Source organism: Stutzerimonas stutzeri, from assembly GCF_002890915.1.
Lineage (GTDB): Bacteria > Pseudomonadota > Gammaproteobacteria > Pseudomonadales > Pseudomonadaceae > Stutzerimonas > Stutzerimonas stutzeri_AF.
This window is the reverse complement of the sequence record NZ_POUT01000002.1, coordinates 409,922-427,666: the sequence shown is the minus strand read 5'-3', so window position 1 is coordinate 427,666 and position 17,745 is coordinate 409,922. Positions and strand designations below refer to the sequence as shown.

Below are 17,745 nucleotides of genomic sequence, written 5' to 3'. Positions count from 1 at the left end.
ATGCAAACAATAAAAAACCTGACCCCCTTCATCTCGGTCGCCGCACAGTTGCAACCGGCGGACATGGCGTCACTGGCCGCCAGCGGCTTTCGCTGCGTCATCAACAACCGCCCGGACAACGAAGGCGAAGGTCAGCCATCCAGCGCGGCGATGCGCACGGCCGCCGAAACATCCGGGCTCGACTACCATCACCTGCCGGTGGTCTCCGGGCAGATCAGCGACGCCGACGTCGCCGCCTTCCGGGCCCTGCTGGAGCGGATCAAGGGCCCGGCGCTGGCGTTCTGCCGGACCGGCACGCGTTCTGCCTCCCTCTGGGCGCTGGCCGAGGCGCACCACCTGGACCCGCAGGTGCTGCTGCGCACCGCCGGGCAGGCAAACTACGACCTGGGCGCCCTGCTGCCGCGCCTGCAGCAATACTGGCAAGCCACGGCCGATGAGCCACTGAGCCCAGCGCCCCGCTTCGCCGTCACGCCACGCTACGACGTCCTGGTGATCGGCGCAGGTGCGGCCGGTTGCGCGGTGACTGCCAGCCTGCTCAAGCGCGACCCGGGGCTGCGCATCGGGATCATCGAGCCGCGCGAGCAGCACTACTACCAGCCGGGCTGGACCCTGGTGGGCGCCGGGGTGTTCGAACGCACCGAGACCGAACGCGCCATGAGCCGCTGCATCCCGGCCAAGGCCCAATGGATACGCGCCGCCGCCGAGGCCTTCGAGCCGGAGCACCAGCAGGTGGTTTTGGAAGACGGCAGCCGCATCGGCTATCGGGCACTGGTGGTCTGCCCCGGGCTGAGCCTCGACTGGGATGCCATCGAAGGCGTGCGCGACAGCCTCGGCAAGTTCGGCGTGACCTCCAACTATGCCTTCGAACTGGCGCCCTATACCTGGCAACTGGTGCAGGGGCTACGCCGTGGCAAGGCCCTGTTCACCCAGCCACCGATGCCGATCAAGTGTGCCGGCGCACCGCAAAAGGCCATGTATCTGTCGTGCGACTACTGGCTCAGGCAGGGCGTACTGCCGGACATCCAGGTGGACTTCTGTTCCGCCGGCGCGGTGCTGTTCGGGGTGGCGGATTTCGTTCCCGGGCTGATGCGCTACGTCGAGCGCTACGGTGCCCAACTCGACTTCAACCACAGCCTGACCGCGGTCGACGGGCCAGCGCACAAGGCCTGGTTCAAGGTTACCGGCAGTGACGGCCAGAGCCGTACGGTCGAACGCGATTTCGACCTGCTGCACGTGGTACCGCCGCAGCATGCCCCGGACTTCATTCGCCAGAGCCCGCTGAGCAATGCCGACGGCTGGTTCGAAGCCGAGCATGAAACGCTGCGCCACCCGCGCTTCGGCAACATCTTCAGCCTCGGCGACGTCTGCTCCGCGCCCAACGCCAAGACCGCCGCTGCGGTGCGCAAGCAGGCGCCGGTGGTTGCCGAAAACGTCCTGAGCGTGCTGGGCGGCAGCGGGCCGCGCGCGATCTACGATGGCTACGGCTCCTGCCCGCTGACCGTCGAGCGCGGCAAGGTCATCCTTGCCGAGTTCGGTTATGGCGGCAAGCTGCTGCCGACCTTCCCCCTCGACCCCCGGGTGCCGAGGCGCCTGGCCTGGCAATTGAAGACCCAATGGATGCCGTCGATCTACTTCGACATGATGCTCAAGGGCCATGAATGGCTGGCCGAGCCGAAGCACCTGGACTTCGAACCGCGCCCGGCCGAGGCGCCGAACGCCTGCGATTTCACTCAGGAGAAGAAGTGATATGAAACAGCGGCTGGCCCGCTATCTGCCCTGCCTGGAATGGGCAAGCCGGTACGACCGCAGCGCCGCGGGGAAGGATGGCCTCGCGGCGCTGATCGTGACACTGATGCTGATCCCGCAGAGCCTGGCCTACGCCATGCTCGCGGGGCTGCCGCCGGTGACCGGCCTGTATGCCAGCATCCTGCCGCTCATCGCCTATACGCTCTTCGGCACCAGCCGCACCCTGGCGGTCGGGCCCGTCGCGGTGGTTTCGCTGATGACCGCCGCCGCCCTGGGCCCGCTGTTCGCGGCAGGCAGTGCCGAATATGCCGGCGCGGCGCTGCTTCTGGCGCTGCTCTCGGGCGCCGTATTGCTGCTGATGGCCCTGCTGCGCCTAGGCTTTCTCGCCAACTTCCTCAGCCATCCCGTCATCTCCGGCTTCATCAGCGCCTCGGGCATTCTCATCGCCCTCGGCCAGCTCAAGCACGTCCTCGGTATTTCGGTGGCCAGCGGCAACGCGCTCGAGTTGCTGCAAGGCCTGATCGCCGGCCTGCCGCAAACGCACCTGCCGACCCTGGCGATCGGCGCCTCCAGCCTGCTGTTTCTGTTCCTGGTGCGCAACCAGCTCAGCGGCTGGCTGGAACGACGCGGCGTCAGCCCGCTGCTCGCCGCCAACCTGACCAAGATCGGCCCGGTAGTCGCCCTGTTGCTGGCGGTCGCCGTGGTCAGCGCATTGCACCTGGCCGACAGCGGCGTCCGGGTGGTGGGCCAGGTACCCCAGGGGCTTCCATCATTCCGCCTGCCGCTGCTGGACCTGGCGCTGGCGCTGCAACTGCTACCCGCAGCGGTGCTGATCAGCCTGGTCGGCTTCGTCGAATCGGTATCGGTCGCGCAGACACTGGCGGCCAAGCGCCGCCAACGTATCGAACCAAATCAGGAACTGATCGCCCTAGGCAGCGCAAACGTCGCAGCCGCCCTGGGCGGCGGCTTTCCGGTGACCGGTGGCTTCGCCCGCTCGGTCGTCAACTTCGATGCCGGCGCGCAGACGCCGCTGGCCGGGGCGCTGACGGCCGTGGGCATCGCCATCACCGTCTTGTTCTTCACGCCCCTGTTCCACAACCTGCCGCATGCGGTGCTGGCGGCCACCATCATCGTCGCCGTGCTCAGCCTGGTGGACCTGGCCGCGCTCAAGCGGACCTGGCGCTACTCTCGCCAGGATGCCGCGGCAATGGCCGCGACCATGCTCGGCGTGCTGCTGATCGGCGTGGAAAGCGGGATCATCCTGGGCGTCGGTCTGTCGCTGCTGCTGTTCCTCTGGCGCACCAGCCAGCCGCATATCGCGGTGGTCGGCCAACTGCCCGGCAGCGAACACTTCCGCAACATCGAACGCTTCGCCGTCATACAGAGCCCCAGGGTACTGTCGGTTCGCGTCGATGAGAGCCTGTATTTCCCCAACGCCCGCTATCTCGAGGACCGCGTCGCCGAGCTGATCGGCTGGCACCCGCAGGCCGAGCACCTGGTGCTGATGTGCCCGGGTGTCAACCTGATCGATGCCAGCGCGCTGGAAAGCCTCGAAGCCATCACCACGCGCCTGCATGCCGCCGGCGTCCAGCTGCATCTGTCCGAGGTGAAGGGGCCGGTGATGGATCAGCTACGGCGCGCCGAGTTTCTCGATCATTTCGGCGGGCAGGTATTCCTCAGCCAGTACGAAGCGCTGCTCGCGCTGGATCCACAGACCACCCGCCACGCCTTGGGGCGCCAGCGCGCCCACGCCTGAACACTCATTTCTTGACCATGACTCACAGGAAAACCATAGGATGAAAACCGCTCACGACCTCGTCGAACAGGCCAAATCGCATATCCAGGAAGTATCGATTGCCGACGCCGGGCCGGCGATTCAGGCAGCCGATGTACTGATCGACGTGCGCGAAGCCGACGAGTACCACGAGGGGCATATCGACGGCGCGCTGAACATTCCGCGCGGCCTGCTCGAATTCAAGCTCAGCAACACTCCCGAACTTGGCGCCCGCGACCTGAGCATCCTGCTCTATTGCAAGACCAGTGGCCGTGCGGCCCTGGCCGCGGTCTCGCTGAAGGAGATGGGCTACCTGCAGGTGAAATCCATCGCCGGAGGATTCGATGCCTGGAACGAGGCCGGATTGCCGGTGGTGAAACCGAGCCTGCCGAGTTTCGAATGAAGCAAACGGACCGCGCGAGCGCCTGTGGCGCGGCAGGAATGAAAAAGGCCGACATCACTGTCGGCCTTCTGCCGCCAGCCCTCCGGCCGGCGGCGCATTGCGCTGCCGTCAGGCCTTGTCGTTACAGGCCTTGCAGGTCTTGATCCCGAGTAGCGTGTAGGCTGGGCAGAAGCGAAAGATGCCGGTGGCCAGCGGCAGCAGGCCGATCCAGCCCCAGACGCCGATCACCCCGCCCAGGGTCAGGCCGATCAGCACCAGGCCGACGATAATTCGCAGAACACGATCGATTGTTCCAACATTGGCTTTCATAACGACCTCCCGGTCAGCAAGCGCGCCGGCGTTCCAGCGCGGAGAACAGCAACATCCCGCCGAGCATGGCGAGCACGAAAAGCGCGATCTGCCAGTGGCCACTGAGCAGCACCGCAACCGCGGGGCCCGGGCAGATGCCGGCGATGCCCCAACCGATACCGAACACCAGGCTGCCGCCGATCAGTCGTCCATCGAGCTCACGCTTGTGCGGCAGTTGCATCGGTGCATCCAGCAACGCGCGGCTGCGCCGCTTGGCCCAGGCGAACGGCACCAGCGCCGTCCCGATCGCGCCGGCCATCACCAGTGCGAGCGAAGGGTCCCAGGCCCCTGCCAGGTCGAGAAAACCGATCACCTTGGCGGGGTTGGCCATCCCCGAGAGCAATAGCCCCAGCCCGAACAACAAGCCGGCGGCAAACGAAGTCAGCTTGCGCATGTTCAGCCCCCCAGAAGATGACGCAGAACAAATACGGTGGCGAAGCCGGCCAGCATGAACGCCAACGTGGCGACGATGGAGCGTGGCGACAGGCGCGAGATACCGCACACACCATGACCGCTGGTGCAGCCGGCGCCATAGCGCGTACCGACACCGACCAGCAGCCCCGCGATCAGCAGCCCGGGCCAGCCGGTCTGGAACGTCATGGCCGGCAGCCCATCGAACAGCAGCCAGGACAGGGGCGCCAGGAGCACGCCGAGAATGAACAGAAACTTCTCACCCCGCCCTTCCCCTCCCGGCTCCAGCATGCTCGCGAGCAGGCCGCTGATTCCGGCGATACGGCCGTTGAGGACGACGAACAAGCTGGCAGCCGTGCCAATCAGCACGCCGCCGGCCAAGGCCGTCCAGGGTGTGAAATTGCCCCAGTCGATGGTCATTGCGGGCCCCTCTCGCAAAACAGCCGATACAGGGTGGTAATCACCGCCAGGGCCTCCGGGCTGCTGATCCGGTAGTAGATCTGCTTGCCGTCGCGCCGGGTTTCCACCAGCCCCTCGCGTCGCAGCACCGCCAGTTGCTGCGACAGCGTCGGTTGCTGGATCCCCAGCAATGCCTCGAGTTCGCTGACGTTGCGTTCACCCTGGGATAGCTGGCAAAGCAGCAACAGGCGATCGGGATTGGCCAGCGTCTTGAGCAGCGCCCCGGCCGAAGCCGCATTGGCCCGCAGTTGCTGGATATCCAGCTCGGGAGGATTCGCGTTCATGCGTCACGCCGATAGTTAAGATATAAACAATATATTTATTTGTATATTGTCTTGCAAGCCATCGGTAGAAAGAATGTGGTCATCCGCTTTGCGCCCCGTTAGCATGCCCCTACCCGTATATCGAACAGGCGAATCCTGCCACCGGCCAAGTCGGGGCTGTTTGCCTATTCCCCCTGAGATCGAGGTAGCGCATGGACAACCAGACCACTCCCGTCGCCACGGACCTGCAGCATCAGCAGCAGGCCATGCTGAAACGGCTGGCGAGAGTCGAAGGACAGGTGCGCGGCATCCAGGCCATGATCAAGCGCGGCGAGGATTGCGAAGCGATTGCCCAGCAGTTCTCCGCGGCCCGCAGCGCACTGGACAAGGCCTATCGGCTGATGCTGACCTGCCTGCTGGAGGAGGCCCTGTACGATCACGAACAGGATACCGGCGAGGCGCTGGAGCGGGTCCGCGCCATCTTCACCAAGTACACCTGAAGCCTGTTCGGCGCGGGGGAAGCGTTGACCGGGCGCGCCGAATCGGCAGCCATCAGCGAATGAACAGTTTCAGGATCAGCCGCTGGATCGCCGTGCCGTAGGGCGGATAGATCAGTCGCGCGGCGTTGAAGCGCGACTTGATCAGCACGCCCTTGGCCTTGCTGAAGGCGAGGAAACCTTCATGCCCGTGGTAGTGGCCCATCCCCGAAGGCCCGATGCCACCGAACGGCATGTCGTCCTGCGCCACGTGCAGCAGGGTGTCGTTCAGGCACACGCCGCCCGAATGGGTCTCGTGCAGCACGCGTCGCTGCTCGCCCTTGTCGTAGCCGAAGTAGTACAGCGCCAGCGGGCGTGGACGCTCGTTGACATAGGCCAGGGCGTCGTCCAGACGCCGGTAAGGCACCACCGGCAGCAGCGGGCCGAAGATCTCCTCCTGCATCAGCTTCATCTCGTCGGTGACGTCCAGCACCAGGCTGTGGGCCAGGCGCCGTCCCTGGTCGCCGGGAAACAGCGGGACCAGCCGCGCGCCCCTGCTCTCGGCGTCGGCGATGTAGCCCCGGAGGCGGTTCAACTGGCGCTCGTTGATGATCGCGGTGTAGTCCGGGTTGTCTTCCAGGCCGGGATAGAAGCGCTGTACGGCGGCACGGTAGGCGGCGACGAATTCCTCGACCCGCGCCTCAGGCACCAGCACGTAGTCCGGCGCCACGCAGGTCTGCCCGGCATTCAGGGTCTTGCCGAAGGCGATGCGCTCGGCGGCGTCCGCCAGCGGTACGTCCGCCGAGACGATGGCCGGCGATTTGCCCCCCAGTTCCAGCGTCACCGGCACCAGGTTGTCGGCGGCGGCGCGCATCACCTGCTTGCCGATGCTGGTGGCGCCGGTGAACAGCAGATGATCGAAGGGCAGGCGCGAGAAGGCCTGGCCGACCTCCGCCTCACCCAGCACCACAGCCACCAGGTCCTCGGGGAAAACCCTGGCCAGCAGCTCCTTGACCAGCTGCGAGGTGACCGGGGTCGATTCGCTCATCTTGATCATCACCCGGTTGCCGGCGGCCAGTGCGCCGATCAGCGGACCGAAGGCCAGGTACAGCGGGTAATTCCACGGCACGATGATGCCGATCACGCCGAGCGGCTGGTACAGCACGTGCGCCGAAGCCGGCTGGAAGGCCAGGCCGACGCGGCGCCGCGATGGTTTCATCCACCGGTGCAAGCGCTTGGCGGCATGGTCGATGCCATGCAGGCTGGGCATGATCTCCGCCAGCAAGGTCTCGCTGTGGGCGCGATTGCCGAAATCGCTGGATACCGCTTCGACCAGCGCCTGCTTCTCGTCGAGGATCGCTTGGCGCAACGCCCGGAGCCAGGTGCGGCGTTGGTCGGCAGAGGGCATGGGATCGGCACGACAGGCGACGCGCTGGGCGGCCAGCAGCGGTTGCAGTGCATCGACCTCTCGTTGGCTTTGTGGGAGACAGGCGATATCGGCGACCATGGGTGGGCATTCTCTCGGGAAGCGATGGATAGACAGGAATGACTTCTAGAGCAATTACTCTAAATCGTCAAACGAGATGTGTGGCGGTCGTCAGGCTGGATGCTTCCCTGTACTTTCGCCCCTTTCCCGCGTGTTGAACCGAACCATGGCCCCGAAGAACAAGACCCGCGTACGCATCGTCGAAGCCAGCCTGGAGCTGTTCAATAGCCAGGGCGAGCGCAGCGTGACCACCAATCACATCGCCGCCCACCTGGGCATCTCGCCGGGCAACCTGTACTACCACTTCCGCAACAAGCAGGCGATCGTCGCCGAGCTGTTCGCCCAGTACGAGGATCGGGTCGGCGCCTTCCTGCGTCTGCCCGAGGGCCGCGCCTTGACGCTGGCGGACAAGACCTTCTACCTGGAAGCGCTGCTGGCAGCCATGTGGCACTACCGCTTCCTGCACCGCGACCTGGAACATCTGCTGGAAAGCGACAGCGAGCTGGCCGGGCGCTACCGGACCTTTGCCCAGCGCTGTCTGCGCGCCGCGGAGGATATCTATCGCGGCTTCGTCGCCGCCGGCATCCTGGCCATGGACGAGCGGCAGATCGAAGCGCTGGCGCTCAACAGCTGGATCGTCCTCACCTCCTGGGCGCGCTTCCTCTGCTCCGTCCGCGACAGCCCCGGCGACATCAGCGAGGAGCTGATGCGCCGCGGCGTATACCAGATCCTGGCGCTGGAGAGCGGCTACGTCACCGAGCAGGCACGCAACGCCGTTCAGGAGCTGCTGCAGCGCCTGTACGCGCCGATGGCCTAGTTTCGATCGAAGCACCCATGGCTCTGGGTAGCGAGGTTCGCGCTCTACGCAAAAGCTCCGTGTAGGAGCCGGCTTGCCGGCGATGGGACACGCCAGACACCCTGATCGCGAGCAAGCTCGCTCCTACGGAGAGGTGTTCCGGCTGACGCTAATCCCCACCCCGCTCCCGCCGCCACTGGGCCGGTGTGCGCCCCGTCCAACGCTTGAAGGCGCGCCAGAAGGTGCTCGGTTCCGCGAAGCCCAGGGACTGGCCGATATCGGCAAGCGAATGTTCGCCATGCGTCAGCGCATGCAGGGCGGCTTCATGCCGGACCTCGTCCACCAACCTCGAGAAATCCGACTGCTGGGCCTGCAGCCGTCGCGCCAGGGTCCGCGAACTCAGGCCGAAGGCCTGTGCGGCCTCGGTCCGGCTGGGCACCTGGCCATGCATCCGCGAGGCGATCCAGCGGCGTAGATCCTGCACCAGGGTGTCGACCGGGGAAAGCGCCGCCAGGCGTGCGGTCGCATGCTGCTGATGCAGCCTGGCCAGTTGCGCGTCGGCCTGTGGCAGCGGCGTATCCAGGATCGCATTGTCCAGCAGCAACCCGCTGAAGGCCTGCTCGAACTCGACCGGGCAGGCAAAGACCGCCTGGTAGCCCTCGGAAGGCCCCAGCGCCGGTTGGTTGAACTGCACTTTCAGGGGCTGCACGAGCGCTCCCGTAAGCCAGTGCGCGATGGCCATCACCGCAGCCAACACCGCCTCGATCTGGTGCGGGCTGAAGGGCAGCTCTCCTTGCCGGGGGTGATAGACCAGCCAACTCGCTCCGCTTCCGGCGATCATCTGCAAGCGCCCGCCGTCGCTGACCAGGCGCTGGTACTTCAGCACCACCGCGATGGACTCGCGCAGCGTCGGCGCTGATTGCAGCATGAAACCCACCAGATTCAGTCCGGCCGGCACCGCCAGCCTGCCGACCTTCAGGCCGAAGCCGGGGTCCGCGGTGAGCCGCGCGGCGGCCCACCACAGCCGGGTGATGTGATCGATCGGCCAGCGCTCCCGCTGCAACTCGGCTTCGGCCATGCCCGCGGCCGCCAGCAGGGTGGCGGTCTCCACACCCTGGCGTTGGGCCGCCAGCAGGACGGTATTCACCCAACTCATGGAAACGCTGGCCTGCAAAGTCAATCTTCCGTGGCCTCCTGGGTCAATCATGGCGCGATGGTATGCGGCTATGGTTCAGCTCTACAAGACGGGCGAAGCATACGCCCGCATGCACAAGGAGAATCCCGTTGACCACGGCAACCGTGCAATCCGACGTACTGGTGGCGGGGGGCGGCCTGGCCGGTCTCGTCACCGCCCTCGAAGCCCTGCGCGCAGGCAAGTGCGTGACCCTGGTCGACCGCGACACGCCCGAACGCCTAGGGGGCCTGGCCTTGTGGGCGTTCGGCGGCATGACCTTGGTCGGCACGCCCCTGCAGGCGCGGATGAAGATTCCGGACACGCCGGAAACGGCGCTGCGCGACTGGCTGCGCTTCGGCGAACTCGCACCGGATGACGAGCACGCGCGGCAGTGGGCCCGCTACTATGTCGAACGCAGCCGTGCCGAGGTCCACGACTGGTTGCTGGAACTGGGCGTGAAATTCATGCCCGCGGTGAACTGGGTGGAACGCGGCCGTTACGGCGAGGGCAACAGCCTGCCGCGCTATCACATCGTCTGGGGCACCGGCCGCGAACTCGTGCGGCGCCTGATCGCCGCCCTGCACGCCGCCGACAGCGGCGGTCGCCTGCAACTGCTGCACCAGCACCGCATCATCGGGCTCGACCGCCAGGCCGGACGGATCGATGGCGCCACGGCGATCTGCGAGCGGAGCGGCGCTCAGGTACGTCTGCAGGCGCCGGTAGTGGTGCTCGCCATGGGCGGTATCAACGGCAGCCACGAGCAGGTACGCGCCAACTGGCCCAAGGACCGGCCGATGCCGGCCGGCATGCTCAATGGCGCGCACCCCTTCGCCGATGGCCGGCTTCATCGGTGGGTGGCCAACGAGCTGGGCGGGCAGATCAGCCATGCCGGCGAGATGTGGAACTATGCCGCCGGCTTCCCCCACCCCTACCCACATTTCGCCGGGCACGGGCTTTCCACCATCCCCTGCAAATCCGCCCTGTGGCTCGATCACCGCGGTCGGCGCATCGGCCCCGAACCGCTGGTCACCGGCTTCGACACCCACTGGTTGTGTCAGCGGGTGGCGGAGCAGGAAAAACCCTGGACCTGGCATCTGCTCAACTGGCGGATCGCGGCCAAGGAATTCGCCCTGTCCGGGGCCGAACACAACCTGCGCATTCGCGACATGCAGTTTCCCGGCTTCCTCAAGGAAACCCTGCTGGGCAATCACCGCCTCGTACGCCAGATGCAGCGGGAAAGCCCGCATTTCCTGGTGGACGAAACCCTGGCCGGGCTGGCGGCGAAGATGAACGCGCTGACCTGCTCGCTGGACGTCGATCCCGCCGTGCTGCAGGCCACCGCGGATGCCTTCGATGCCAATTTCGTCCGCGGCGCGCGGCTGCACAACGACGAGCAGCTGCGGCGCATCCTGCACGCACGGCAATGGGGGCCGGACCGCCTGCGCACGTGCAAGCCGGCGCCCCTGCAGAAGCCCGGCGCCGGGCCGTTCATCGCCATCCAGGTCCAGCTGATCACCCGCAAGAGCCTGGGCGGACTGCGCACCGACCTGCACAGCCGGGCCCTGGATATCGCCGGGCGTCCTATCGACGGGCTCTACTGCGTGGGCGAAGCCGCCGGCTTCGGCGGTGGCGGTGCCAGTGGCAAGCGCTCGCTGGAAGGCACCTTCCTGCCCGGCTGCGTACTCACCGCGCGCGCCGCCGCCCGCTCGATCGACATCGGCTGACCGACAAGACCCAATAAAAAAGGAGAACCGCCATGGCCAATGGCGCCCAAGCCCTGATGAAAACCCTGGCCGATGCCGGCATCGAAGTCTGCTTCAGCAACCCGGGCACGAGCGAAATGCACTTCGTCGCCGCGCTCGACAGCGAGCCGCGCATGCGCGCCGTGCTGGCGCTGTTCGAGGGCGTGGCCACCGGCGCGGCCGATGGCTACGCGCGCATGGCCGGCAAACCGGCCGCCACCCTGCTGCATCTGGGCTGCGGCCTGGGCAATGGCCTGGCCAACCTGCACAACGCACGCAAGGGCAAGGTTCCCGTGGTCAACATCGTCGGCGATCATGCGACCTACCACACCCGCTACGACGCCCAGCTGCAGTCGGATATCGAGTCCGTGGCGCGCAACGTTTCCCCGGACTTCGTGCGCACCTCCGAAAGCACCGCACAGCTGTGCCAGGACGCGGTCGACGCCATTGCCGCCGCCCGCGGCTATCCGGGACGGGTCGCCACGCTGATCCTGCCGGCGGATGTCTCCTGGGGCGACGGCGGCATGCCCTGCCCACCGCCACCGGCGCCGGCCCCCGAATGCGCCGATGACGCCCGCGTGGCGGCCATCGCCGAGGCGATCCGCTCGGGGCGCAAGACCGCGCTCCTGCTGGGCGGGCGCGCGCTGCGCGAAGCGGACCTGCTGGCCGCCGCGCGTATCGCGGCGCATTGCGGCGTCAGGCTGCTGGCCGAGGTCTTCCCCACCCGCCTGCAACGCGGGGCCGGCCTGCCGGCGGTCGAGCGCATCGCCTACATGGCGGAAATGGCCGGAGTGCAGCTGGGGCAAATCGAGGAATTGATCCTGGTGGACGCCAAGGCGCCGGTGTCCTTCTTCGCCTATCCGGGCAAGCGGAGCGACCTGGTTCCCGACGGCTGCAACCTGCACGTCCTCGCCAGCCCGGCCGAGGACACCACCGCCAGTCTGGAAAAGCTCTGCGCCGCGCTCGGCGCGGAACAGGCCCAGCCCCTGTTGCAACCTGCCCTACGCCCCAACCGCCCGCGCGGCAAACTCACGGCCGCCAAGGTGTGCAAGGCCCTGGGCCATCTGCTGCCGGAAAATGCAATTCTGATCGACGAAGCCATCACCTCGGGGCTGATGCTCTCGGCCCTGACCGCCGGCGTCCCGAGGCACGACCTGCTCACCCTGACCGGCGGCGCCATCGGCCAAGGGCTGCCCAACGCCGTCGGCGCGGCCATCGCTTGCCCCGATCGCCCGGTGCTGGCACTGATCGGCGACGGTTCCGCGATGTACACCTTCCAGGCGCTCTGGACCATGGCTCGGGAGCGGCTCGATGTCACCTCGATCATCTTCAACAACGCGTCCTACTCGGTGCTCAATGTCGAGCTGGAGCGGGTCGGGGCCGAAGAGGCCGGGCCGAAGGCCAGGTCACAGCTGGATCTCAGCGATCCGGTGTTGAATTTTTCCCGCCTGGCCCAGGGCATGGGCGTTCACGCCGTGCGCGTGGAGACTGCCGAGGAATTGCTGCAGGCCATGGAATACGCCCTGGCCAACCCGGGTCCGCACCTGATCGAGGCGCTGGTTCCAGAGGCCCTGAACGCCACCAAGCGCAGGCTGCTGCCCTGGCTGCTGCGCGCCCTGCCCAACCTTCCCCCTTCGCTGGCCGGCGCCGTGAAGCGGAAAATCGCCCCCTGAGCGGCAAGGGACGCGTCCGATAGAATGCGTTTTCCTGAAGGAGACGGCGACTCTTCAGCCATATCGTGGAAAACGAACACGAGGCCGCAGACGATGGCAGGTAGTAGGGCTGTCGGGAACGGGGGAAGCAAATCAAATAAGGAAAAACGAAAAAAGGACCTTTCGGTCCTTTTTTCGATGATTCGCAAACCTCGATAAAGGTCTGCAAACCGACATTTGGAGCGGGAAACGAGACTCGAACTCGCGACCCCGACCTTGGCAAGGTCGTGCTCTACCAACTGAGCTATTCCCGCAAATATTGGCGTCCCCTAGGGGACTCGAACCCCTGTTACCGCCGTGAAAGGGCGGTGTCCTAGGCCACTAGACGAAGGGGACGCTGCCCGGAAACTACAGCTTTCTTCCGGCTTCCAGCGTTTCGCTTTGTGCTTCACGCTGCAAGTGGCGCGCATTCTATGGAGGCCTTCGGGAGCCGTCAAGCATTGATTCGAAAAAAGTTTTGCACGCGCTCGCCGGCGGCGGACAGAGCTATCGGTCGAACGGTCGAGCCACTACACTCAGGCCAAAACCAGCGGCTCGAGAGGTACAGTGAGTGTCTCCACTTATGATCACAGGATTGATCCTGGCCGGTGTGTTCCTCCTGGTCATCATCGTCTACACCATCCAGATCGTCGAAAAGAACAACCTGGAAAAGGCCCGCCGGCGTGCGGATCTCAATGATCGCTGCCGACGCTGTGCCGAGCTGTCGGACGGCCTTCCCGGCCAGATGATGACTCCCGCCCTCAAGCTGTTGCTCACCGGGCTCGAACTGAACCTGAGCGAACGTCTGCTGCCGCTCGACAAGGGCAACGACAAACTGGCAGCGCGCATCCACGCCTTGCGCACCGGGCTGGCCAAAGGCGAAGCGATCGAGGTGCGCAACCCGCCACGCCAGATCCTTACCGAAGCGCAGGCCAAGGAAGCCCGCTTCATGCTGGAGGATCTGCATGCGCAGATCGTTCGCGCCACCAAGGACGGTCAGCTGCAACAAGCCGAGGCCAAGCGCTGGCTCCAGGACATCCAGCGCATGCTGGCGATACTGCATATCGAGTTCTTCACCAGCCTGGGCAGGCAGGCATTGCAGCAGAACCTGCCACAACGTGCGCGCCTGGCCTTCGAGCGCGGCATCCAGCACATCCGCAAACAGGCTGCGCCCGCCAACTACCAGGCGCAGTTGAAGCAGCTCCAGGCCCTGCTGGATCATGCCAACAGCCTGGTGCTGAAAAACGAGCGGCCGCAAGTCGAAGAACCCAGCGAGCTGACCGAAGGCATGAAGGCCTTCGACGACGAAGACTTGTGGAAGAAGAAGAACGTCTACTGACGTGACGATACCGGGGCCATCCGGCTCCGGCTGCAACCAACTGTCCCGGCGGAGAACAACAATGAGCCTGACCGTTTATGGCGTGCCCCTTTCCCCTTTCGTACGCAAGGTGCGCCTGTGCCTGCTCGAGAAAGGCCTTGAGTATCAACTCGAAACCGTCATGCCCTTCACGCCACCGGAGTGGTACCTGCAATTGAACCCGCTCGGCCGCATCCCGGCGTTCAAGGACGATGATTGCACCCTCGCCGACTCCAGCGTGATCTGCCAGTACCTCGAAGAAGCCTATGCCGAAACGCCGGCCCTCTATGCCGAAGAAGCACGGCAACGCGGACGCGTCCGCTGGCTGGAAAAATACGCGGACTACGAGCTGGCGCCGCTGACCACCTTCACCATCTTCCGCAATCGCATCCTCAAGCCTTCCGCAGGCCACCCCTGCAACGAAGAAGCCGTGCGCGCAGCGCTGGAGGAGAAATTGCCGGCGCACTTCGATTACCTCGAAGCACAACTGGGGCAGCAGGAATACTTCGTCGGCGATGAGCTGTCCATGGCGGACATCGCCATCACCTCCCAGCTGATCAACATGGCACACGGCGGCGAGCAGGTCGACGCTCGGCGCTGGCCCGCGCTGGCAGCCCACTACCAGCGCATCCTCGTACGCCCCTCGGTTGCCAGCCTGTTGCCAGGGGAACAGCGAATGAATGCCAAGCTGCAGGAAATGGGCAAGGCCGCCACTGCCTGAGTAGCGGCTTACCCGGCAGGCCTGCGGCCCGCATCGCCGCGAGGGCGCCCCCCACCGATCCGGTACAGGCTGGGCTGCTTTTGTGGGAGGCCCGACCTCGGGGCGATGCTTCTCAGCTTCTGGCAGGCCAGTGGCCTGCATCGCCGCGAGGGCGCGCCTTGGGTTCGGGTGGGGCCTGCTGCCTTTGGCCCGCCCCGAGGCCTGAAAAATCAGGTCGCGGGCGCTCAGCGATGCACCTCCAGCAGGCGCCGACCGACCCACTGGCGGGCATATTGATAAGCACAACGGCCGTTGCGATTGCCGCGGCCGGGCGAGGGCGCGCTCCCACCGATCCGGTGCGGGCCGGGCTGCTTTTGTGGGAGGCCCGACCTCGGGGCGATGCTTTTCAGCTTCTGGCAGGCCAGTGGCCTGCATCGCCGCGAGGGCTCGCCTCCACTGGGTTCGGTGGGGCCTGCTGCCTTTGGCCCGCCCCGAGGCCTGAATAATCAGGTCGCGGGCGTTCAGCGATACGCCTCCAGCAGGCGCCGACCGACCCACTGGCGGGCATATTGATAAGCACAACGGCCGTTGCGATTGCCGCGGCCGGGCGAGGGCGCGCTCCCACCGATCCGGTGCGGGCCGGGCTGCTTTTGTGGGAGGCCCGACCTCGGGGCGATGCTTTTCAGCTTCTGGCAGGCCAGTGGCCCGCATCGCCGCGAGGGCTCGCCTCCACTGGGTTCGGTGGGGCCTGCTGCCTTTGGCCCGCCCCGAGGCCTGAAAAATCAGGTCGCGGGCGTTCGGCGATGCGCCTCCAGCAGGCGCCGACCGACCCACTGGCGGGCATATTGATAAGCACAACGACCGTTGCGATTGCCGCGGCCGGTAGCCCAGCGAATCGCATCCTTCTCCAGTTCCTCGTCCCAGCCCCACTCCAACCCGGCGCGCCGCGCCAGCGATGCGATCCAGTGGCGCACCACGCTGAGGTAATGCTGCTGGCTGAAGGGATAGAACGACAGCCACAGGCCGAAGCGGTCCGACAGGGCGATCTTGTCCTCCACGGCTTCGTTCGGATGCAGTTCGCCGTCGACCATCTGCCAGTTCTCGTTGTCGCTCTGGCGCTCCGGCACCAGATGCCGGCGGTTCGAGGTGGCGTACAGCAGCACGTTTTCCGGTGCGCGCTCCAGCGAGCCGTCGAGCACGCTCTTGAGCACGCGATAGTCGCCCTCCCCGGCCTCGAACGACAGGTCGTCGCAGAACAGCACGAACGCCTGCGGCAAGCCGACGAGCTGTTCGACCACCCGCGGCAGGTCGGCCAGATGGTCGCGCTCGATCTCGATCAGCCGCAGCCCGGACGGCGCGTACTCGGCCAGCAGCGCACGAATCAGCGACGACTTGCCGGTACCCCGCGCGCCCCACAGCAAGGTGTGGTTGGCCGGTAGACCGTCGACGAACTGGCGGGTGTTGGCCGCCAGCAGATCACGTTGGCGGTCGACACCGATCAGGTCGTCCAGGCTCAGGTCGAGGCTGACTTCGAGCGGCGCCAGATAGCCCGAGCGCGCATCGCGCTGCCAGCGTGCGGCCAGGGCCCGCCCCCAGTCGATGACCGGGGGCTGCTCCGGCAGCAGCGGTTCGATACGCGCCAGCAGACCCTCGGCACGCTGCAGAAAGGCTTTCAGCTCGACATCCATGAACGACTCCAGATACGAAGAAAAGCCCGGCCAACGCCGGGCATGAACCGAAAATGAACACGCGGGCCGATCATCCCGGGGGGGGAGCGGCGTGGCGGGCGCACCAGCCGCCACTCATAGCAGGGCTTCGATCTCGCCTGCAAGCGCCTGCGGCGCGGTGCTGGAGGAATAGCGCTTCACCTTGCGCCCCTGCTCGGCGATGAGAAACTTGGTGAAGTTCCACTTGATCGCCTTGCTGCCCAGCAGCCCCGGCGCGCGCTTCTTCAGCTCGACGAACAGCGGATGCGCGTCCCCGCCGTTGACCTCGACCTTGGCGAACAACGGAAAACTGACACCGAAGCGGCGCTCGCAGAACGCGGCGATCTGCTCCTCGCTGTCCGGCTCCTGCTTGCCAAACTGGTTGCAGGGAAAACCGAGCACCACCAGGCCGCGCTCGCCATAACGCTGCCACAGCTCCTCCAATCCCTTGTACTGCGGCGTGAAACCACATTGGCTGGCGGTATTGACCACCAACAGCACCTTGGCCGGATAGGCGGCGAGCGTCTTGCGCTGCCCGTCGATGGTGACGCAGGGGATGTCGAAAAGCGGATCGTGCATGCACGGCTCCTTGCGGCGCGGGTCAGGCCTCGCGCGGCACCAGATTGAGAGAGGCCGAATTGATGCAGTAGCGCAGCCCGGTCGGTCGAGGGCCATCGGGAAACACATGCCCCAGATGCGCATCGCAGCGCGCGCACCTGACCTCGATGCGGTGCATGCCATGACTGAAGTCGTCCAGGCTGGCGATCGCCGTGTCGCTGACCGGCTGGAAATAACTGGGCCAGCCGCAGCCGGAATCGAACTTGGCATCCGAGTCGAACAGCGGCGCGTTGCAACAGGCGCAATGGTAGATGCCCGGTGTCTTGGTGTCGTTGTACTTGCCGCTGAAGGGACGCTCGGTGGCGCCGAGCCTGCAGACCTGGAATTGCTCGTCGGAAAGCTCCTCGCGCCAGACGTCCAGCGGTTTTTCCAGCTTGTCCATCGATACACCTCCTCAGGGTCTGTTGCCGTTTCGTTGCGAACGCAGGAGAGAGGAACAGACCCCCTCTAAAAAAGGCCGATCTGTACCTTTCCCGGTGGTCGGGGCGCACGTATCATGCCTCCCTCTTCGACGCCTAGTCTGGCAGCGGGGTTTCCGACTGCCAAGGCGCCCGGGTTCATGCCAGGCGTGACCAGCCATTCCAGCGCTGGTGCG

At 65.9% G+C, this 17,745-nt stretch carries 18 protein-coding genes and 2 tRNA genes; 9 read left to right on the top strand and 11 right to left on the bottom strand.

The annotated features are described in order from the left end of the window. From CXK94_RS05820 to CXK94_RS05810, 3 genes are read left to right on the top strand one after another with little or no spacing between them, the layout of a single operon-like run. Complete coding sequence (locus CXK94_RS05820; protein ID WP_102893598.1) at positions 1–1,746, top strand: bifunctional protein tyrosine phosphatase family protein/NAD(P)/FAD-dependent oxidoreductase; 1,746 nt, start codon at positions 1–3, stop codon at positions 1,744–1,746. Position 1,747: 1 nt separating this feature from the next. Further along, positions 1,748–3,502 (top strand): SulP family inorganic anion transporter, encoded by a 1,755-nt coding sequence (locus CXK94_RS05815; RefSeq protein WP_102893597.1) that lies wholly within the window; start codon positions 1,748–1,750, stop codon positions 3,500–3,502. A gap of 40 nt (positions 3,503–3,542) precedes the next feature. Next, positions 3,543–3,923 (top strand): rhodanese-like domain-containing protein, encoded by a 381-nt coding sequence (locus CXK94_RS05810; protein WP_037043886.1) that lies wholly within the window; start codon positions 3,543–3,545, stop codon positions 3,921–3,923. A gap of 108 nt (positions 3,924–4,031) precedes the next feature. On the opposite strand, the gene CXK94_RS05805 is transcribed toward CXK94_RS05810, so the two are convergent. The 4 genes from CXK94_RS05805 to CXK94_RS05790 are packed head-to-tail and all read right to left on the bottom strand — an operon-like array spanning position 4,032 to position 5,425. Then, positions 4,032–4,232, bottom strand: coding sequence for a YgaP family membrane protein (locus CXK94_RS05805; protein WP_037043883.1), 201 nt, complete (start codon positions 4,230–4,232; stop codon positions 4,032–4,034). Positions 4,233–4,245: 13 nt separating this feature from the next. Next, positions 4,246–4,665 (bottom strand): YeeE/YedE family protein, encoded by a 420-nt coding sequence (locus tag CXK94_RS05800; RefSeq protein ID WP_037043882.1) that lies wholly within the window; start codon positions 4,663–4,665, stop codon positions 4,246–4,248. A 2-nt stretch (positions 4,666–4,667) separates the two neighbouring features. Further along, positions 4,668–5,102 (bottom strand): YeeE/YedE family protein, encoded by a 435-nt coding sequence (locus tag CXK94_RS05795; RefSeq protein WP_102893596.1) that lies wholly within the window; start codon positions 5,100–5,102, stop codon positions 4,668–4,670. Continuing rightward, positions 5,099–5,425, bottom strand: coding sequence for an ArsR/SmtB family transcription factor (locus CXK94_RS05790; RefSeq protein ID WP_102893595.1), 327 nt, complete (start codon positions 5,423–5,425; stop codon positions 5,099–5,101). Before CXK94_RS05790 ends, CXK94_RS05795 begins: the two co-directional genes overlap by 4 nt. A 191-nt stretch (positions 5,426–5,616) precedes the next feature. Here CXK94_RS05790 and CXK94_RS05785 point away from each other — a divergent pair, with 191 nt between their 5' ends. Continuing rightward, on the top strand, positions 5,617–5,904 hold the full coding sequence (locus tag CXK94_RS05785; protein WP_037043878.1) for a metal-sensing transcriptional repressor: 288 nt from the start codon (positions 5,617–5,619) through the stop codon (positions 5,902–5,904). A 52-nt stretch (positions 5,905–5,956) separates the two neighbouring features. On the opposite strand, the gene CXK94_RS05780 is transcribed toward CXK94_RS05785, so the two are convergent. Then, entirely contained in the window at positions 5,957–7,387 is a 1,431-nt protein-coding gene (locus CXK94_RS05780; protein WP_102893594.1) for a coniferyl aldehyde dehydrogenase, read from the bottom strand. A 145-nt stretch (positions 7,388–7,532) separates the two neighbouring features. On the opposite strand from CXK94_RS05780, the gene CXK94_RS05775 reads away from it, so the two are divergent. Beyond that, positions 7,533–8,183, top strand: a complete 651-nt coding sequence (locus tag CXK94_RS05775) for a TetR/AcrR family transcriptional regulator (RefSeq protein WP_102893593.1) — start codon at positions 7,533–7,535, stop codon at positions 8,181–8,183. Positions 8,184–8,331: 148 nt separating this feature from the next. Here CXK94_RS05775 and CXK94_RS05770 read toward each other — a convergent pair whose 3' ends face one another. Next, positions 8,332–9,318, bottom strand: a complete 987-nt coding sequence (locus CXK94_RS05770) for an AraC family transcriptional regulator (RefSeq protein WP_256046246.1) — start codon at positions 9,316–9,318, stop codon at positions 8,332–8,334. A gap of 128 nt (positions 9,319–9,446) precedes the next feature. Between CXK94_RS05770 and CXK94_RS05765 the strand changes: the two genes are divergently transcribed. Together CXK94_RS05765 and CXK94_RS05760 are read left to right on the top strand one after the other, a co-directional pair. Next, positions 9,447–11,060, top strand: a complete 1,614-nt coding sequence (locus CXK94_RS05765; protein WP_256046245.1) for an FAD-dependent oxidoreductase — start codon at positions 9,447–9,449, stop codon at positions 11,058–11,060. Between the two features lie 32 nt (positions 11,061–11,092). Next, complete coding sequence (locus tag CXK94_RS05760) at positions 11,093–12,751, top strand: acetolactate synthase large subunit (RefSeq protein ID WP_102893590.1); 1,659 nt, start codon at positions 11,093–11,095, stop codon at positions 12,749–12,751. Positions 12,752–12,968: 217 nt separating this feature from the next. On the opposite strand, the gene CXK94_RS05755 is transcribed toward CXK94_RS05760, so the two are convergent. After that, a tRNA-Gly gene (locus CXK94_RS05755) sits at positions 12,969–13,044 on the bottom strand. A 6-nt stretch (positions 13,045–13,050) separates the two neighbouring features. Further along, a tRNA-Glu gene (locus CXK94_RS05750) sits at positions 13,051–13,126 on the bottom strand. A gap of 226 nt (positions 13,127–13,352) precedes the next feature. Here CXK94_RS05750 and CXK94_RS05745 point away from each other — a divergent pair. Further along, positions 13,353–14,108, top strand: a complete 756-nt coding sequence (locus tag CXK94_RS05745; protein WP_102893589.1) for a hypothetical protein — start codon at positions 13,353–13,355, stop codon at positions 14,106–14,108. A gap of 61 nt (positions 14,109–14,169) precedes the next feature. Continuing rightward, a complete protein-coding gene (locus CXK94_RS05740) occupies positions 14,170–14,847 on the top strand; it encodes a glutathione S-transferase family protein (RefSeq protein ID WP_102893588.1) in 678 nt (225 codons plus the stop codon). Between the two features lie 761 nt (positions 14,848–15,608). Here CXK94_RS05740 and CXK94_RS05735 read toward each other — a convergent pair. The 3 genes from CXK94_RS05735 to msrB all read right to left on the bottom strand — a co-directional run bounded on the left by CXK94_RS05735 (position 15,609) and on the right by msrB (position 17,532). Continuing rightward, a complete protein-coding gene (locus CXK94_RS05735) occupies positions 15,609–16,514 on the bottom strand; it encodes an ATP-binding protein (protein WP_102893587.1) in 906 nt (301 codons plus the stop codon). Positions 16,515–16,628: 114 nt separating this feature from the next. Continuing rightward, on the bottom strand, positions 16,629–17,111 hold the full coding sequence (locus tag CXK94_RS05730) for a glutathione peroxidase (protein ID WP_037042817.1): 483 nt from the start codon (positions 17,109–17,111) through the stop codon (positions 16,629–16,631). A gap of 22 nt (positions 17,112–17,133) precedes the next feature. After that, entirely contained in the window at positions 17,134–17,532 is a 399-nt protein-coding gene (gene msrB, locus CXK94_RS05725) for a peptide-methionine (R)-S-oxide reductase MsrB (protein ID WP_037042815.1), read from the bottom strand. Positions 17,533–17,745: the final 213 nt, after the last annotated feature.

What these genes read in the sequence shown, in the direction of transcription:
- CXK94_RS05760 (WP_102893590.1), top strand. Translation starts at nt 11,093, where the DNA reads ATGGCCAATGGCGCCCAAGCCCTGATGAAAACCCTGGCCGATGCCGGC.
- CXK94_RS05800 (WP_037043882.1), bottom strand. Translation starts at nt 4,665, where the DNA reads ATGCGCAAGCTGACTTCGTTTGCCGCCGGCTTGTTGTTCGGGCTGGGG.
- CXK94_RS05730 (WP_037042817.1), bottom strand. Translation starts at nt 17,111, where the DNA reads ATGCACGATCCGCTTTTCGACATCCCCTGCGTCACCATCGACGGGCAG.
- CXK94_RS05810 (WP_037043886.1), top strand. Translation starts at nt 3,543, where the DNA reads ATGAAAACCGCTCACGACCTCGTCGAACAGGCCAAATCGCATATCCAG.
- CXK94_RS05745 (WP_102893589.1), top strand. Translation starts at nt 13,353, where the DNA reads ATGATCACAGGATTGATCCTGGCCGGTGTGTTCCTCCTGGTCATCATC.
- msrB (WP_037042815.1), bottom strand. Translation starts at nt 17,532, where the DNA reads ATGGACAAGCTGGAAAAACCGCTGGACGTCTGGCGCGAGGAGCTTTCC.
- CXK94_RS05770 (WP_256046246.1), bottom strand. Translation starts at nt 9,318, where the DNA reads ATGAGTTGGGTGAATACCGTCCTGCTGGCGGCCCAACGCCAGGGTGTG.
- CXK94_RS05740 (WP_102893588.1), top strand. Translation starts at nt 14,170, where the DNA reads ATGAGCCTGACCGTTTATGGCGTGCCCCTTTCCCCTTTCGTACGCAAG.
- CXK94_RS05780 (WP_102893594.1), bottom strand. Translation starts at nt 7,387, where the DNA reads ATGGTCGCCGATATCGCCTGTCTCCCACAAAGCCAACGAGAGGTCGAT.
- CXK94_RS05795 (WP_102893596.1), bottom strand. Translation starts at nt 5,102, where the DNA reads ATGACCATCGACTGGGGCAATTTCACACCCTGGACGGCCTTGGCCGGC.
- CXK94_RS05785 (WP_037043878.1), top strand. Translation starts at nt 5,617, where the DNA reads ATGGACAACCAGACCACTCCCGTCGCCACGGACCTGCAGCATCAGCAG.
- CXK94_RS05805 (WP_037043883.1), bottom strand. Translation starts at nt 4,232, where the DNA reads ATGAAAGCCAATGTTGGAACAATCGATCGTGTTCTGCGAATTATCGTC.
- CXK94_RS05735 (WP_102893587.1), bottom strand. Translation starts at nt 16,514, where the DNA reads ATGGATGTCGAGCTGAAAGCCTTTCTGCAGCGTGCCGAGGGTCTGCTG.
- CXK94_RS05820 (WP_102893598.1), top strand. Translation starts at nt 1, where the DNA reads ATGCAAACAATAAAAAACCTGACCCCCTTCATCTCGGTCGCCGCACAG.
- CXK94_RS05815 (WP_102893597.1), top strand. Translation starts at nt 1,748, where the DNA reads ATGAAACAGCGGCTGGCCCGCTATCTGCCCTGCCTGGAATGGGCAAGC.
- CXK94_RS05775 (WP_102893593.1), top strand. Translation starts at nt 7,533, where the DNA reads ATGGCCCCGAAGAACAAGACCCGCGTACGCATCGTCGAAGCCAGCCTG.
- CXK94_RS05790 (WP_102893595.1), bottom strand. Translation starts at nt 5,425, where the DNA reads ATGAACGCGAATCCTCCCGAGCTGGATATCCAGCAACTGCGGGCCAAT.